16 protein-coding genes and 1 tRNA gene are annotated in these 15,813 nt (G+C 71.1%); 8 read left to right on the forward strand and 9 right to left on the reverse strand.

What is annotated here, in order from left to right:
• Positions 1–24 precede the first annotated feature (24 nt).
• Together ACZ561_RS20310 and ACZ561_RS20315 are read left to right on the forward strand one after the other, a co-directional pair.
• Complete coding sequence (locus tag ACZ561_RS20310) at positions 25–1,011, forward strand: aldo/keto reductase (RefSeq protein ID WP_470996778.1); 987 nt, start codon at positions 25–27, stop codon at positions 1,009–1,011.
• Positions 1,008–3,320, forward strand: a complete 2,313-nt coding sequence (locus ACZ561_RS20315; RefSeq protein ID WP_470996781.1) for a helix-hairpin-helix domain-containing protein — start codon at positions 1,008–1,010, stop codon at positions 3,318–3,320. Before ACZ561_RS20310 ends, ACZ561_RS20315 begins: the two co-directional genes overlap by 4 nt.
• Positions 3,321–3,408: 88 nt before the next feature.
• Here ACZ561_RS20315 and ACZ561_RS20320 read toward each other — a convergent pair whose 3' ends face one another.
• The gene (locus ACZ561_RS20320; protein ID WP_470996784.1) at positions 3,409–4,056 is read right to left on the reverse strand and encodes a hypothetical protein; all 648 of its coding nucleotides are present in this window, start codon (positions 4,054–4,056) and stop codon (positions 3,409–3,411) included.
• Between the two features lie 47 nt (positions 4,057–4,103).
• Here ACZ561_RS20320 and ACZ561_RS20325 point away from each other — a divergent pair, with 47 nt between their 5' ends.
• Entirely contained in the window at positions 4,104–4,292 is a 189-nt protein-coding gene (locus ACZ561_RS20325) for a DUF5703 family protein (RefSeq protein ID WP_005319466.1), read from the forward strand.
• A 52-nt stretch (positions 4,293–4,344) separates the two neighbouring features.
• On the opposite strand, the gene ACZ561_RS20330 is transcribed toward ACZ561_RS20325, so the two are convergent.
• The 3 genes from ACZ561_RS20330 to ACZ561_RS20340 form a co-directional block, all read right to left on the reverse strand.
• Complete coding sequence (locus ACZ561_RS20330; protein ID WP_470996787.1) at positions 4,345–5,100, reverse strand: chaplin; 756 nt, start codon at positions 5,098–5,100, stop codon at positions 4,345–4,347.
• 173 nt (positions 5,101–5,273) lie between these two features.
• Positions 5,274–5,507 (reverse strand): chaplin ChpH, encoded by a 234-nt coding sequence (chpH, locus tag ACZ561_RS20335; protein WP_376434607.1) that lies wholly within the window; start codon positions 5,505–5,507, stop codon positions 5,274–5,276.
• A gap of 163 nt (positions 5,508–5,670) precedes the next feature.
• Positions 5,671–6,996 (reverse strand): M20/M25/M40 family metallo-hydrolase, encoded by a 1,326-nt coding sequence (locus ACZ561_RS20340; RefSeq protein WP_260230230.1) that lies wholly within the window; start codon positions 6,994–6,996, stop codon positions 5,671–5,673.
• Between the two features lie 208 nt (positions 6,997–7,204).
• On the opposite strand from ACZ561_RS20340, the gene ACZ561_RS20345 reads away from it, so the two are divergent.
• A tRNA-Leu gene (locus tag ACZ561_RS20345) sits at positions 7,205–7,292 on the forward strand.
• A 57-nt stretch (positions 7,293–7,349) separates the two neighbouring features.
• Here the strand turns inward: ACZ561_RS20345 and ACZ561_RS20350 are convergent.
• On the reverse strand, positions 7,350–7,802 hold the full coding sequence (locus ACZ561_RS20350; RefSeq protein ID WP_470996790.1) for a hypothetical protein: 453 nt from the start codon (positions 7,800–7,802) through the stop codon (positions 7,350–7,352).
• Between the two features lie 153 nt (positions 7,803–7,955).
• Between ACZ561_RS20350 and ACZ561_RS20355 the strand changes: the two genes are divergently transcribed.
• Complete coding sequence (locus tag ACZ561_RS20355; RefSeq protein WP_470996793.1) at positions 7,956–8,882, forward strand: RluA family pseudouridine synthase; 927 nt, start codon at positions 7,956–7,958, stop codon at positions 8,880–8,882.
• Here ACZ561_RS20355 and ACZ561_RS20360 read toward each other — a convergent pair.
• From ACZ561_RS20360 to ACZ561_RS20375, 4 genes are all read right to left on the reverse strand, one after another.
• A complete protein-coding gene (locus ACZ561_RS20360; protein ID WP_376434613.1) occupies positions 8,866–9,495 on the reverse strand; it encodes an MBL fold metallo-hydrolase in 630 nt (209 codons plus the stop codon). The two genes, ACZ561_RS20355 and ACZ561_RS20360, sit on opposite strands and share 17 nt — an antisense overlap.
• Positions 9,495–10,583, reverse strand: coding sequence for an S-(hydroxymethyl)mycothiol dehydrogenase (locus ACZ561_RS20365; RefSeq protein WP_470996797.1), 1,089 nt, complete (start codon positions 10,581–10,583; stop codon positions 9,495–9,497). Before ACZ561_RS20365 ends, ACZ561_RS20360 begins: the two co-directional genes overlap by 1 nt.
• 135 nt (positions 10,584–10,718) lie before the next feature.
• Positions 10,719–12,188 carry an amino acid permease gene (locus tag ACZ561_RS20370; protein ID WP_470996800.1) on the reverse strand — a complete coding sequence of 490 codons (1,470 nt, stop codon included), beginning with the start codon at positions 12,186–12,188 and terminating at the stop codon, positions 10,719–10,721.
• Between the two features lie 195 nt (positions 12,189–12,383).
• Positions 12,384–13,085 (reverse strand): FadR/GntR family transcriptional regulator, encoded by a 702-nt coding sequence (locus tag ACZ561_RS20375; protein ID WP_137990333.1) that lies wholly within the window; start codon positions 13,083–13,085, stop codon positions 12,384–12,386.
• A 139-nt stretch (positions 13,086–13,224) separates the two neighbouring features.
• Between ACZ561_RS20375 and ACZ561_RS20380 the strand changes: the two genes are divergently transcribed.
• The 3 genes from ACZ561_RS20380 (at position 13,225) to ACZ561_RS20390 (ending at position 15,806) form a co-directional block, all read left to right on the forward strand.
• Entirely contained in the window at positions 13,225–13,746 is a 522-nt protein-coding gene (locus ACZ561_RS20380; protein ID WP_470996803.1) for a gluconokinase, read from the forward strand.
• A gap of 88 nt (positions 13,747–13,834) precedes the next feature.
• Positions 13,835–15,232 carry a GntT/GntP/DsdX family permease gene (locus ACZ561_RS20385; RefSeq protein ID WP_470996806.1) on the forward strand — a complete coding sequence of 466 codons (1,398 nt, stop codon included), beginning with the start codon at positions 13,835–13,837 and terminating at the stop codon, positions 15,230–15,232.
• Positions 15,233–15,380: 148 nt separating this feature from the next.
• On the forward strand, positions 15,381–15,806 hold the full coding sequence (locus tag ACZ561_RS20390; protein ID WP_376434773.1) for an ASCH domain-containing protein: 426 nt from the start codon (positions 15,381–15,383) through the stop codon (positions 15,804–15,806).
• Positions 15,807–15,813 lie beyond the last annotated feature (7 nt).

The following is a 15,813-nucleotide window of genomic DNA, read 5'->3' on the forward strand; positions in this document are numbered from 1 at the left end:
GTCTTGGCCAGTAATCTCGCGCCCATGGAGCAGAGGCATCTCGGACGTACCGGCCTGCGCGTGTCCCGGATCGGACTCGGCACCCTCACCTGGGGCCGGGACACCGACGAGCACGACGCCGCCGACCAGTTGAAGGCGTTCTGGGACGCGGGCGGCACGCTGGTCGACACCGCGGACGTGTACGGCGGCGGCGAGGCGGAGTACACGCTCGGGCAGCTCATGGAGCGGCTGGTGCCCCGGCGGGATCTCGTCATCTCCACGAAGGCGGGCAGCGTGCCGGATCCCGACCGCCGGACGGACGGTTCGCGCGGGCATCTCCTGGCCGCGCTCGACGCCTCCCTGGCCCGCCTCGGCACCGACCATGTGGATCTGTGGCAGCTCCACGCCTTCGATCCGTACACCCCGCTCGAGGAGTCCCTCCAGGCGCTGGACATCGCCGTGAGCAGTGGACGGGCGCGGTATGTGGGGGTGTCGAACTTCTGCGGGTGGCAGCTGGCGAAGGCCGGGACCTGGCAGCTCGGCGCCACGGGCGCGGCGCGGACACGGCTGGCGGCGACGCAGATGGAGTACTCACTGCTGCAGCGGGGCGTGGAGCGGGAGGTGCTGCCGGCCGCCCTCGACCTGGGGATAGGTCTGCTGCCGTCCTCGCCGCTGGGGCGTGGGGTGCTGACGGGCAAGTACCGGCAGGGCACCCCGACGGACTCCCGGGGCGGCTCGGAGACCATGGCGCCGTTCGTGGAGCCGTACCTGGACGACGCGGCGAGCCGGATCGTGGACGCCGTCGCGACGGCGGCGGACGGCCTCGCCACGACGCCGCTCCAGGTGGCGCTCGCCTGGGTGCGCGACCGCCCCGGGGTGACCGCCCCGATCGTCGGCGCGCGCAACGCGCGGCAGCTCACGGCCGCGTTGTCAGTGGAGAGCCTTAGTCTTCCTGACGAGATCTGCCGGGCGCTCGACGACGTGTCTGCGCCCGTGCACCGCTATCCGGACCAGGACTGGAGCACCCTGTGACCGAGCCTTCCCGGGAGACCCCTCCCGAGGCAGCCGAGCCCGTGCCGGGCGAGGACGAGGCCACGACCGAGCGCCCCGTGGAGGGCGCCGGCGGCGAGGCCCGTGCGGGTGCCGTCGACGCGCCGACGGAGGCCGACGCCGACGACGCCGCGTCGGCCATGGGCGCGGCGTCGACGCAGGACGAGCCGGCCGATGCCGGCTCCGGCGCCGATGGTGAGGCCGCCGCCGAGGGCGGGGAGGCGAAGGCCGCCGAGCTCTCGGAGGCTCAGGCCGAGCTCGCCGCGCAGCGGGAGTTGCGGGCCCGGATCGAGCGACGCAAGGCGGAGAAGGAAGGGCCCGTGGCCGCGGGCACCAAGCTCAGTGGCAAGGCGGCCGATCTGCTCGCCGCGGTACGGGCCGTGGAGAGCGGTACGAAGTCGGTCGGCGCGCTCCTGGACACGCCGGAGCCCGAATCCCGGCGCCCTGCCCCCGCGGCGGCTCCGGCCACGACCGTGCGCCCCGCCCCGGTCGAGAGGGCGGTGGCCTCCGCGGAGACGCTGGCGGCCGTGCGGGAGGTGCTGGCGCGCGGTGGGGCGCCGGAGTCGCTGACCGGCCAGGTCGCCACGGTGCTCGGCGAGGGCGCCGCCGAGACGCTGCGCGAGGACCCCTGGCAGCTGCTCTCGGTGCCCGGGGTCCAGCCCGAGCACGCGGACGGCTTCGCGCGGACCCTGCTCGGCGCGGAGTGCGGTCCCGGCGACCCCCGCCGCGCCGTCGCCCTGGTGGCCTGGCTGCTCGAACGGGCCGCGCTGAAGGGGCATACGGCCCTGGAGGACACGGACGTGCGGGCCGGTCTTGCCAAGCTGTCGGTGCCGGACCCGGAGGAGGCCGTCCAGCAGGCGATCTCCGAGGGCGCGGTGCTGGTGTTCCAGGAGGAGGAAGTCCAGGTCGCCGAGGAGGACTCCGAGGACGACGAGGAAGCCGCGCCGGAAGAAGCGGACATCCCCGTCCTGCTCGGGCTCGACCGGTACGCCCTTGCCGAGGAGAGCCTCGCCGACGGTCTCGCCCGGCTGGCCAAGACCGTCACCGCCGACGACTGGGAGGGGCCGGAGCTGGTCCGCGCCACCGGGGCGCACGGGCTCGTGGCGCACACCGGCGGCGAGGCGGCCCGCGGCGAGCCGGTCGCGCTCGCCGAGGCCGCCCGGGCGCGCGGTCTGCGCGTCGCGGTGGCGGCACACAGCGAGAACGGGGTCCGCCGCCTGAGGTCTCTCGCTCCGGCCGGACCGGGGGCGGTACCCGCGGCCGCCACAGATCCGTCGGAGGCGTCGGGGACTGCGGCTGCGGCCGGATCGGCCGGGGGGCACCCCGGCGCGGACGTGGTGATGACTGTCGCAGCCCTGCTGTCGGGCGCGGCCGGACCCGGCCGGGACGAGGAGGGCGCTCTCGCCCTGGACCTGCTGGTCGTGCTCGACGCGCCGCAGTTGGACGTCGAGACGGCGGCGATGCTCGTGGAGTCCCTGCCGGACGGCTGCCGTCTGGTGTTGAGCGGTGACCCCGGTGTCCTCGGTTCGGCGGGTGCCGGCAGGGTGTTCGGCGATGTGCTGGCGGCCCGGGTCTGCCCGCAGGTCGCGTCCCGTGTCCCGGATCCCGGCCCGATCGGCGAGCTCGTCTCGGGCATCGGCATCGGCGAGCTGAACCAGGTGGAGGCCCCCGGCAAGGAGGTCGTGATCGTCCCGGTCCGGGATGCGGGCGAGGCTGTCCACCGGACGGTGCAGCTGGTCGCCGACTCCGTTCCACGGGCGATCGGCGTGCCGGCCGAACAGACGCAGGTGATCACGGTCGGCCACGGCGGATCGGCCGGCACCCGCGCGCTGAACGCCGCGTTGAAGCAGCGGCTCAACCCCGGTCCGGGGCGCTTCGGCGGCTTCGACCCGGGCGACCGGGTGGCGTATGTCACGGCCCCGGGGCACACGGTGACCGGGACGGTCGTCTCGGCCGACGCCGACGGCCTGCGGCTGGAGTGCGAGGGCGAGAAGCTCGTCGTACCGAAGGAGCGGGTGGATTCGGCGCTGCGGCACGGCTGGGCGCTCACCGCGCACCAGGCTGCCGGGATGCGCTGGCCGGCCGCCGTCGTGGTGCTGCCCGGCGACGCCGCCCACAGCCTGGACCGGCCCTGGGTCTACACGGCCTTCGGCCGCGGCGAGCGCCATCTGTCGGTCGTCCACGGCGTGGACCAGGCACTGCCCCGCGCCGTGGCCGAGGGGGTGGCCCAGGACCGTACGACCCGGCTGCGGCCGCTCCTGGAGGCTCTGCTGGCCGTCGGGGAGGAATGACCCGGCGAGCGGCCGCAGTACGGCGGAGGGCGGGACACCCTGTGGGTGTCCCGCCCTCCGCCGTACTCATGCGCGCGGCTGTCGGGCCTCAGGCGTCCTGCTGCTCCATGCCGTCGTCGGGGTCGTCGTCGAAGACCGCGCTGACGTCGAAGCGGCAGACGATCTGCTCGGGATCGGCGTGCTCGAAGGGGGCGTTCAGCCACTCCCCCGGATCCGGCAGCTCCTCCGCGGCCGAGACCCAGAGGGTGGAGTCGCCCTCCTCCAGGCCGAACTCCTTGTGCCGTGATGCGATTTCGTCCGGTTCGTACTCCCCGAAGAGCACGCCGAGGGCGGCGTGCGTGCTGACGCCGACGACGGGGGCGGCGTCGGCCCCCTCCTCGTCGCTCTCCAGATCGGCGATGCGCTGGGCCTGGGCGAGCAGACGCTTCGGCTCCACCACCGCGTAGTCGCGACGGATCAGCACGCTGAGGGCGTGCGGCTCCTCGGGACCCGCGTACGGCGGCAGCGAGTCCTCGGCGCCCGGGATCTCGAAGGGGGTGACCTCGTCGTACCGGTCGTAGAGCCGCTCGTCGTACGCCTCGGCCGCCGCGGCGAGGGCGTTGAAGGCTTCGTAGACGGCCGGGTCGTCGTCTCCGGAGCGGCGCTCGACCGCCTCGAGGTGACGGTCCAGTGCGGCTTTGACCGCCTCGGCGGCGGCACGTACCTCGGCAGCGGTGGGCTGCGCAGCATCAGACATGAGACGCACGCTATCCGTACCGGGCCCGTGCCCGCACAATAGATGCGATGCCGGAATACGAATTTGTCGACGTGTATGTGCCCCGCGGCGTCTCCCGCAAGGAGGCGACGCGGCTTCTGACCGACCATGCCGAGTACGGGCACTGGGAGTTGGACCGACTGAGCCTGCACCGGGACGGCAGCCGCAGGGTGCGGCTGCGCCGGCGCATCATCCGTCAGGTCCGCGCCACCTGGTGACATGAGAAGGGGCCCCGCCGTGCGGGGCCCCTGTTTGCGTCGCGCGGGCGCCCTAGGCGGAGCGGCGGGCGCGGCGGTAGAGCAGCGAGCCGGCGAGCAGCAGACCGGCGCCGGCCGGGACGATCATCCCGAGCGGACCCGAACCGGTCTCTGCGAGCTCCTCGGTGGCCTGAGGCTGCGTGATGGTGTGCGCACCCGGCGTGTTCGGCCCGTTCGGCGTGCCGGACTCGCCCGAGTCACCGGGGTTGCCAGGGGTCCCGGGGTTGCCGGGCGTACCCGGGTTACCAGGGTTTCCGGGATTCCCAGGGTTGCCCGGGTTTCCAGGGTTGCCCGGGTTCCCGGGGTTGCCAGGGTTCCCCGGGTTGCCGGGGTGGCCCGGGTGCGTGGGCTCGACGCCGTTGCCGCACCCGTTGCCGAACGTCGGGTTGAGGCCGCCGATGACCGTGACGCTGTTGCCGCAGGCATTGACCGGGACGTCGATCGGCACCTGCACGGTGTTGCCGGAACCGACACCCGGCGAGTTGCTGGTGCCCCCCTCGGCCGAGGAGCCGCCACGTCCCGGCTTCGAGACGTTGGCGCACGTGTTGCCGAAGGCCGGGTTGATCAACCCGATGACACTGATGGTGTTTCCGCAGGCGTTCACCGGAACGTGAACCGGCACCTGGACGTTGTTTCCGGACGCGACGCCCGGGGAATTCGAGGCCTTGCCGTTCGCACCCGAATCGGCATTCGCATAACCACCGCCGAGGGCGATGACGCCGCCCGCGGCCGCAATGGTGATCAGGCCTTTGCGTGTGACCTGTCGCATAGTTGTTCCCTGCCTTCTCGGCTTCTGCCTTCCGAGCTTCGGAGCCGCCGAGTTGTGAAAGAAGAGGGCCACCGGGCACGGCGCCCGGGGCGGAAATGCCCACCGGCCCCGGAGTGCATGGCACGCACTCCGGGGCCGGACCGGCTCAGACCCTCACGGGTCGAGACACAACGTCAGGCGTTGATGCAGGTGTTGCCGAAGGTGGGGTTCAGCAGCCCGATCACGGAGATCGTGTTGCCGCACACGTTCACCGGGACGTGAACCGGCACCTGGACAACATTGCCCGAGAGCACGCCGGGGGAACCGATGGCGGCACCCTGGGCACCCGAGTCGGCAACGGCCATGCCCGCACCCGCGAGAACGAGACCGCCGGTGGCAGCCGCAGCAGCGACGACCTTCTTGATCATTATTCCTCCTTGTTGGCAATGCGGCCCCATGCCGCGGGCCGCACCACCTGTAACGAGGAGGAGGTATTGGGGCTACGAGCGTATGAGCGCATTCACTCTTTCCGGTCACAGGCGTACGCGCGGCCGAATATCGGAAGGCGCCGCGGAAAGCCTGCCGGGCGACTCAGGAGGCGTCGATGAACCGGTCGAGGACGCGGACGCCGAACTTCAGTCCGTCGACCGGAACGCGCTCGTCCACGCCGTGGAACATGCCGGCGAAGTCCAGCTCCGGCGGCAGCTTGAGCGGCGCGAATCCGAAGCAGCGGATACCGAGGTCGTCGAAGGACTTGGCGTCGGTGCCACCGGAGAGCATGTACGGCACGGCACGGGCGATCGGGTCCTCCGCCTTGAGGGCCAGCTGCATCGCGTCGACGAGGTCGCCGTCGAAGCTGGTCTCCAGGGCCTTGTCGCCGTGCACGTCCTCGCGCTTGACCCGCGGCCCGAGGATCCGGTCGAGATCGGCCAGGAACTCCTCCTCGTAACCCGGCAGGAACCGTCCGTCGACGTGTGCCGTGGCCTGGCCCGGGATGACGTTGACCTTGTAGCCGGCGCCGAGCATGGTCGGGGCGGCGGAGTTGCGCAGCGTCGCGCCGACCATCTTGGCGATGCCGCCGAGCTTGGCGAGCGTGGCCTCCATGTCCTCGGGGTCGAGCGGGGTGCCCAGGGCGTCCGAGAGCTCGTCGAGGAAGGACCGAACGGTCTTCGTGACCCTGACCGGCCACTGGTGGCGCCCGAGCCGGCCGACGGCCTCGCAGAGCTCGGTGATCGCGTTGTCGTTGTTGGTCATCGAGCCGTGGCCGGCGGTGCCCTCGACGGTCAGCCGCATCCAGTGCATGCCCTTCTGGGCCGTCTCGACCAGGTAGAGGCGCAGGTTCTCGTTGACGGTGAAGGAGAAACCGCCGACCTCACCGATCGCCTCCGTCACCCCGTCGAAGAGGTCCCGGTGGTGGTCGACGAGGTGCCGGGCGCCGTAGGTGCCGCCCGCCTCCTCGTCGGCGAGGAAGGCGAGGACGATGTCGCGCGGGGGCTTGCGGCCACTGCGCATCCGGTCGCGGACGACCGCGAGGGTCATCGCGTCCATGTCCTTCATGTCGACCGCACCCCGGCCCCAGACGCAGCCGTCGGCGACCTCGCCGGAGAAGGGGTGGTGCGTCCAGTCCTCGGCGTTGGCCGGTACGACATCGGTGTGGCCGTGGATGAGCAGGGCGGGCCGGGAGGGGTCCTCGCCCTCGATACGGGCGACGGTGGAGGCCCGCCCCTTGTGCGACTCGATGATCTTGGGCTCGAGACCGACCTCCGCGAGCTTCTCGGCGACGTACTCCGCCGCCGCCCGCTCGCCGGGGCCGGAGTGGTCGCCGTAGTTGCTGGTGTCGATGCGGATGAGGTCGCGACAGAGGTCGACGACCTCATCCTCGCCGGTGACGCTCCGGGCCGTGTTCGACTCGCTCACGCTGCTTCCTCCCACTACGTGCCCCACGTGCTTGCTGGTGGTCGCCCCCATCCTCCCGCGCGGCGGCCCGGGACCCAAGGGCGGCCCTCGACCGACATGCGGCTGTCACACGGTTCCGGCCGGAACAGGGGTGGTGATCGGCCACTCCGAATGTTTGCTATGGTTTTCCACGTCGGAACGGCCGAGCGGCCGGAAAGACAGACACCTTGTCCGGGTGGCGGAATGGCAGACGCGCTAGCTTGAGGTGCTAGTGCCCTTTATCGGGCGTGGGGGTTCAAGTCCCCCCTCGGACACCACACGAAGCCCCGTCGAGATCTTCTCGACGGGGCTTCGGCGTTCCCGGCCGGCCTCGGTCAGCCGTTCTCGATGGAGGGTCGGGCCGCCGGGATGAGCGGTCCGTCGACCTTCACGTCCCGGCCCGCCGTGAGGGAGCCGCCGCGGATCTCGACGACGGAGGCGTCCACGGTGACAGCGCCCGCGTTGTCACTCCGTACGGTGCCGGAGTCGCCGTCCGCCTCGGCCGCCTCGCGCAGGAGTGCGTCGAGAGAGCGGGCGAACTCGGGGTCGTTCTCCGCCAGTTCCTGGAGGTGGTCCTCCACCGCGCCGCGCCGGTTGGTGTTGTCGGGCTGGTCCTGGAGGCGGCGCAGGGCGCCCTCGGCGACCGGGTCGCCGCTGAAGCGGGCCGTGACGGTGTCCCAGAGGCGGCTGAGCCGGTCGTTGACGGCGGAGTCGACCGTGGCGCCGGCGAGGTGATCGGCGTAGCGGGCGATCAGTGTGACGACTGCGCCCACGGCGAGCGGTTCCATGCGGGGCCCCCTAGGTGTCAGCGGCAGTGTGCTCCTTCCCCCGCGTGGAGGCCGCTACGCGGCGTGAAGGCGTGCTCGCTCTACGCAGTTCGGCCGAGGTGGGTGCGCGGCTGTGGGCGTAGAGAGGCGTAGAGGGGTGGTTACCGTGGTGCGGTGAGACGCAGAACGAAGGCTCCGGCGGCGCCGCTCCCCCAGCGCGACGGCATCGATCCGGCACGCGTACGGCTGCCGGAGGATCCCGACGGCGCCTGGGCGACCGTCGGGGATCATCTGCGGGAACGCTTCGGGGGTGCCGTCGGGATCGCGCGGGTCGAGGAGATGCTCGCGGGCGGGCGATTCGTGACCACGGACGGGCCCTTGGACGGGGAGGAGCCGTACACCGCCGGGCTGCGTCTCTGGTTCCACCGGGACTTTCCGGCGGAGCAGCGGGTGCCCTTCGAGATCGGGATCGTGCATCGGGACGAGCGGATCCTGGTCGTCGACAAGCCGCACTTCCTGGCGACGATGCCGCGCGGGCGGCATGTGACCGAGACGGCGCTCGCCCGGCTGCGGAGGGAGCTGGGGCTGCCCACGTTGCAGCCCGCGCACCGGCTCGACCGGCTGACGGCCGGTCTGGTGCTGTTCGTGGTGCGGCCCGGGGACCGGGGGGCGTACCAGACGCTGTTCCGGGACCGGTCGGTCGGCAAAGAGTACGAGGCGGTGGCGCCGTACGACCCGGCGGTCGCGCTGCCCGTGACGGTGCGGAGCCGGATCGTGAAGGAGCGCGGGGTGATGGCCGCCCGGGAGGAGCCGGGCGAGCCGAACGCCGAGAGCCGGATCGAACTGGTCGAGCATCGGGAGGGGCTCGGGCGCTACCGACTGCTGCCGACGACCGGGCGCACCCATCAGCTGCGGGTGCACATGAACGCGCTGGGGCTGCCGATCCTGCACGATCCGGTCTATCCCGTGGTGCGCGAGGACGGGCCGGAGGACTTCGGGCGTCCGCTGCAACTGCTCGCGCGGACGCTGGAGTTCACCGACCCGTTCTCGGGCACGCCGTTGAGGTTCGAGAGCCGGCTGCGGCTCAGTGGCCTCGGCTGATCCACTCCTCCAGATGCGGCGCCTCGGCGCCGATCGTGGTGGTGTCGCCGTGGCCGGTGCGGACGACCGTCTCCGGCGGGAGGGTCAGCAGCCGGTCGCGGATCGAGTCGACGATCGTGGGGAAGTGGGAGAAGGAGCGGCCCGTCGCACCGGGGCCGCCCTGGAACAGCGTGTCGCCGGTGAAGACGGTGCCCAGGTCGGGGGCGTGGAGGCAGACCGCTCCGGGGGCGTGACCGGGCGTGTGCAGGACCTTGAGGTCCGTGCCGGCGATGGTGAGGGTCTGGCCGTCGGCGAGTTCGCCGTCGGGGGTGTGGTCGGGGTGGGTCTGCTTCCAGAGCGGCTGGTCGTCGGGGTGGAGCAGGATCCGGGCGCCGGTGGCGGCGGCCAGGGCCGGGGCCGCGTCGATGTGGTCGTTGTGGGCATGGGTGCAGACGATCGCGCGCAGGGTGCGGCCGTCGAGCGCGGCGAGGATGGCGGCGGCGTCGTGAGCGGCGTCGATGACGATCGCCTCCGTGTCGTCACCCACGATCCAGACGTTGTTGTCGACGTCCCAGGTGCCGCCGTCGAGGCTGAAGGTGCCGGAGGTGACCAGGTGGTCGATGCGTGCCGCCATCAGAGGACCACCACCGAGCGCAGGACGTCACCCTCGTGCATCCGGGCGAAGGCCTTCTCGATGTCGCCGAGGCCGATGGTCTCGGTGACGAAGGCGGCGAGGTCGATGCGGCCCTGCTGGTGCAGGTCGACGAGCATCGGGAAGTCGCGGGAGGGCAGACAGTCGCCGTACCAGGAGGACTTGAGCGCGCCGCCGCGGCCGAAGACGTCCAGGAGCGGGAGTTCGAGCCGCATCTCGGGGGTGGGGACGCCGACGAGGACGACGGTTCCGGCGAGGTCGCGGGCGTAGAACGCCTGCTTGTACGTCTCGGGGCGGCCGACGGCCTCGATGACGACGTCGGCGCCGAAGCCGCTGGTGAGCTCGCGGATCGCTTCGACGGGGTCGGTGGAGCGGGAGTTGACGGTGTGGGTGGCGCCCATCGCCCGCGCGGTCTCCAGCTTGCGGTCGTCGATGTCGACGGCGATGATCCTCGCCGCGCCGGCGAGGCGGGAGCCGACGACCGCCGCGTCGCCGACCCCACCGCAGCCGATGACGGCGACGGTGTCGCCGCGGCCGACGTTGCCGGTGTTGATGGCGGCGCCGATGCCGGCCATGACGCCGCAGCCGAGGAGCCCGGCGACCTCGGGGGCGACGGACGGGTCGACCTTGGTGCACTGGCCGGCGGCGACCAGGGTCTTCTCGGCGAACGCGCCGATCCCCAAGGCCGGGGAGAGTTCCTGGCCGGTGGAGGCCAGCGTCATCTTCTGCTTGGCGTTGTGGGTGGCGAAGCAGTACTGGGGGCGACCGCGCAGACAGGCCCGGCAGGCACCGCACACGGCACGCCAGTTGAGGATGACGAAGTCCCCGGGGGCCACGTCGGTGACGCCCGCGCCGACCGACTCGACGATGCCCGCCGCCTCGTGGCCGAGGAGGAAGGGGAACTCGTCGTTGATGGCACCCTGCTTGTAGTGGAGGTCGGTATGGCAGACCCCGCACGCCTGGATCTTCACCACGGCCTCGCCCGGGCCGGGGTCGGGAATCACGATCGTCTCCACCCGCACGGGTTCGTTCCTGCCGGGGGCGACGACCCCCTGGACCTGCTGCGCCATCGGGTACTTCCCTTCCTCGGTAAGGCTCTTGGGTACCACTATCTCCTGACAAAGGGCGAGACCCCCGCAGGTTCTGCCTGCGGGGGTCTCTTCACCCGTGGGGGGTGTCGTGGGGGGTGTACGCGGTGGGAGCCGTCAGTCCTTGTACGTGGCGGCGGTCGCGCGGACCCGCTTGCGCACCAGGAACCAGCCGCCGACGAGCAGGAGCCCGATCAGCGGGAGACAGTTCACGGTGGTGCGGCTGATCCCACCGTCCATCCACATCAGGACGAGGACCGAGCCGAGGAAGACCAGCGTGACGATCTGGGTGTACGGGGCCCAGGGCAGCCGGTAGCCGGGGCGGGTGACCCGGCCTTCCTTGGAGCGGTTCACGAAGAGCAGCGAGCAGACCATGATCATGGCCCAGGTGCCGATGATGCCGATGGAGGCGAAGTTCAGGACGAGCTCGAAGGCCTCGCCGGGCATGAGGTAGTTCAGGCCGACACCGAGGACACCGAAGGCGGCGGTCAGCAGGATGCCGCCGTAGGGCACGCCGCCCTTGTTCATGACGCCGGTGAACTTGGGCGCGGAGCCCGCGAGCGACATGGAGCGCAGGATGCGGCCGGTGGAGTAGAGACCCGAGTTCAGGCTGGAGAGCGCGGCGGTGAGGACGACCAGGTTCATCACGCCGGCGGCGCCGGGGATGCCCAGCTTGTCGAAGACCGTGACGAAGGGGCTCTGGTCTCCGGAGTACGCGGTGTACGGCAGGAGCAGGGCGAGGAGCACGACGGAGCCGACGTAGAAGAGGCCCACGCGCCACATGATCGAGTTGATCGCCTTGGGCATGATCTTCTCGGGGTTCTCGGTCTCACCGGCGGCGACGCCGCACAGCTCGACGGAGGCGTACGCGAAGACGACACCCTGGATCAGCAGCAGCATCGGCATGACACCGCTGGGGAAGATGCCGCCGTTGTCGGTGATGGTGGAGAAGCCCGGGGTGTGGCCGCCGACGTCGTGCGAGGTCACGATCAGGAAGATGCCGATCAGCATGAAGGCGACGAGCGCGCCGACCTTGATGATCGCGAACCAGAACTCCATCTCGCCGAAGTACTTCACCGAGATGAGGTTGGCGGCGAGGACGACCGCGAGGGCGATCAGGGCGAGGATCCACTGCGGGACGTCGCTGAACATGGCCCAGAAGTGGGCGTAGGTCGCGGCCGCGGTGATGTCCGCGATGGCGGTGGTCGACCAGTTGAGAAAGTAGAGCCAGCCGGCCGTGTAGGCGCCCTTCTCGCCCATGAACTCACGGGCGTAGGAGACGAAGGCTCCGGAGGAGGGGCGGTAGAGGACCAGCTCGCCGAGGGCCCGCACCACGAAGAAGGCGAAGACGCCGCAGACCGCGTACGCGATGAAGAGGGACGGTCCGGCGTTGGCCATGCGGCCACCGGCACCGAGGAAGAGGCCGGTTCCGATCGCGCCGCCGATGGCGATCATGTTGATGTGCCGGGACTTCAGGTCCTTGCGGTACCCGGCGTCACCGGCGTCGACGTGGGGGGACGCTCCGGATGCCGTCGCCGGTGGCGTGGCGGACAGCGTGTCGGCCGCAGGGAGGGTGCGGTCACTCATGGAGTTGTTCGCCTTCGTGAGGGGGAGGGTCTGTGCGGTACCCGGCCGCGCGCGTGGAGGTCGTCCACGGCTCTCACGGCCAGCGCACATCGTCACGGCAAGGCGGCCGTTTCAGCAGTGGCCAATGTCACTGAACGCCCTTATTTGAGCTACTTCTGAGGTTCCTCCAAGGTGAACACCTTGGATCGGAAGGTTTTACGGCGCGAGAACGTCCAGTTCCTTGAGCGCGCCGACCGCGATCTGCCGGGTCAGCTCCTCGGCGCGGGCCGCGTCCCTCTCCCGTACCGCCTCGGCGACCTGGACGTGGAGGGTGACGGCGGCCGGGTCGGGGTCCTCGAACATCACCTGGTGGTGGGTGCGGCCGGTGAGCACTTCGGCGACCACGTCGCCGAGGCGGGCGAACATCTCGTTGCCGGAGGCGTTGAGGACGACCCGGTGGAAGGCGATGTCGTGGACGAGGTACGCCTCCAGCTGCCGGCCGCGCGAGGTGGCGACCATGCCGAGCGCCTGCTCGGTCAGCTCGCGGCACTGCTCGGGGGTGGCGTGGACGGCGGCGAGCCCGGCGGCGACCGGTTCGACGGCGGAGCGCAGCACGGTGAGCGAGCGCAGCTGCCGGGGCCGGTCGGCGCCGGCCAGGCGCCAGCGGATGACCTGGGGGTCGTACACGTTCCACTGCGCCGTCGGGAGGACGATCACGCCGACGCGGCGGCGGGACTCGACCAGGTGCATGGATTCCAGGACGCGGACGACCTCGCGCACGACCGTGCGGGAGACGTCGAAGCGCTGGGCGAGTTCGTCGGTGCGCAGCACGCTGCCGGGCGGGTACTCCCCCGCGGTGATCGCGAGACCCAGGGTGGCGAGGACGTGCGGATGGAGCCCCTGGGCCGGTGTCGTCATGGGGGTCAGCCTACGCGGGCACCAAGATCGGGAACAAAAAGTATGACTTTAAAGTCACAGACTCTTGAATACGTCGTACCCAATGGGTTTCATGAGCGCGACGGAATCGATGTCGCAGAAGACAGCGAGGCACCACCCCATGAGCACCACCTCCCCGACGGTCCCTCAGGTCGTCGTCGTGATGGGCGTCGCCGGCACCGGCAAGACGACCATCGGTCCGCTGGTCGCGGACGCCCTTGGAGTCCCCTATGCCGAGGGCGACGACTTCCACCCGGCGGCGAACGTCGCCAAGATGTCGGCCGGCATCCCGCTGGACGACGCGGACCGTGGCCCTTGGCTCGACGCGATCGGCGAGTGGGCGCACGGCCGTGAAGGCCACGGCGGGGTGGTGAGCAGTTCCGCCCTGAAGCGGATCTACCGGGACCGGCTGCGGGCAGCCGCCCCGGGCGTGGTCTTCCTCCATCTCACCGGCGACCGCGAGCTGATCGAGAAGCGGATGAGCGAGCGCAAGGGGCACTTCATGCCGACCGCGCTGCTCGATTCCCAGTTCGCCGCCCTGCAGCCGCTGCAGGACGAGGCGGGTGTCGCCGTCGACGTCTCCGGCTCCCCCGAGGAGATCGCCGCCCGGGCGGTCGCCGCGCTGCGCCGGCTCGCCGGCTGATCTCCGAACGCCGGCCGCACCCCGGTCGTACGACCGCCGCCGTACCCCCGTCGCCCTCCTGCCCCCACCCGTCCCCTAAGGAATCAGCGTGACCAGTCTCAGCGTCGAGATGCTGGCAGCGGATGCCGTCGAGCCGATCACCTCGGCCGGCAACGCCCAGCTCGGCATCGCCGTGCTCGCCGGCATAGCCGTCATCGTCCTGCTCATCACCAAGTTCAAGCTGCACGCCTTCCTGGCGCTGACCATCGGGTCGCTGGCCCTCGGCGCGTTCGCCGGAGCCCCGCTCGCGGCGACCATCGACTCCTTCACCTCCGGCCTCGGCAAGACCGTCGCGGGAGTGGGTGTGCTGATCGCGCTCGGCGCGATCCTGGGCAAGCTGCTCGCCGACTCCGGGGGCGCTGACCAGATCGTCGACACGATCCTCGCCAAGGCGAGCGGCCGGTCCATGCCCTGGGCGATGGTTCTCATCGCCTCCGTGATCGGTCTGCCGCTCTTCTTCGAGGTCGGCATCGTGCTGCTGATCCCGGTGGTGCTGCTCGTCGCCAAGCGCGGCAACTACTCGCTGATGCGGATCGGCATCCCGGCCCTGGCCGGTCTGTCGGTCATGCACGGACTGATCCCGCCGCACCCCGGCCCGCTGGTCGCCATCGACGCGCTGGGCGCCAACCTCGGTGTCACGCTCGCCCTGGGTGTCCTGGTCGCCATCCCGACCGTGATCATCGCCGGTCCGCTGTTCTCCAAGTACGCCGCCCGCTGGGTGGACATCCCGGCCCCCGAGAACATGATTCCGACGCGTCCCTCGGAGGACCTGGAGAAGCGCCCCGGCTTCGGCGCCACCGTCGCGACCGTCCTGCTGCCCGTCGTCCTGATGCTGGCCAAGGCACTGGTCGACATCGTCGTGGACAACCCGGACAACGGTCTGCAGAAGGTCACCGACGTCATCGGCTCGCCGCTGATCGCGCTGCTCGCGGCCGTCATCGTCGGCATGTTCACGCTGGGCCGCGCGGCCGGCTTCACCAAGCAGCGGCTCTCCACGACCGTCGAGAAGTCCCTCGCCCCGATCGCGGGCGTGCTGCTGATCGTCGGCGCGGGCGGCGGCTTCAAGCAGACGCTGATCGACGTCGGCGTGGGCCAGATGATCCTGGACTTCTCCAAGAACTGGTCGATCCCGGCCCTGCTGCTCGCCTGGCTGATCGCCGTGGCGATCCGGCTCGCGACCGGCTCGGCGACCGTGGCGACGATCTCGGCGGCCGGCCTGGTGGCCCCGCTCGCCGAGGGCATGGGCACGAGCGAGACGGCGCTCCTGGTGCTGGCGATCGGTGCCGGTTCGCTCTTCTTCAGCCACGTCAACGACGCCGGTTTCTGGCTGGTGAAGGAGTACTTCGGGATGAACGTCGGCCAGACGATCAAGACCTGGTCGGTGATGGAGACGATCATCTCGGTCGTCGGCATCGGCTTCGTCCTGCTGCTGTCGCTGGTGTTGTAGCCGCGGCCCCCGACTCCCCCCGCACATGGGCCGGGTCCGGACGCCGCCCAGGCGTCCCGGCCCGGTCTCGTGCGTAACGCCGCGTGCCACACTTCGGGGCATGGAGCAGACCGAGAGCGCCGAACAGGCGGAGAACGCCGAGCCGGTGGTGGAGAACCCCGAGTCCCTCAAGCCCTTGGCGCTGGCCTTCCCCGGGCCGCTGCGCGACCAGCTGGTGGCCGCGGTCCTGTCGGGTGAGAAGACCTCGACGACCGGTCTCATGGTGGAGTTCGAGGTGGAGGGCGAGGAACTGCCGCGCGTGGGCGAGCGCTGGGCCCTCCTCGACTCGGAGGAGCGGCCGGTGGCCGTGGTGGAGACCACGGAGGTACGGGTGCTGCCCGTCGGGGAGATCGACCTGCCGTTCGCGATCGACGAGGGCGAGGGGTACACGACGGTCGCCGAGTGGCGGGCCTCCCATGACAGGTTCTGGCACGGCGCCGAGATGCGGGAGTTCCTCGGGGACCCGGACTTCACGGTGACCGACGCGACGACGGCGGTCGCGGAGCGGTTCAAGGTCGTACGGCGGCTGGGCTGAAGCACCG

This window comes from Streptomyces sp. NPDC039609 (assembly GCF_055596705.1).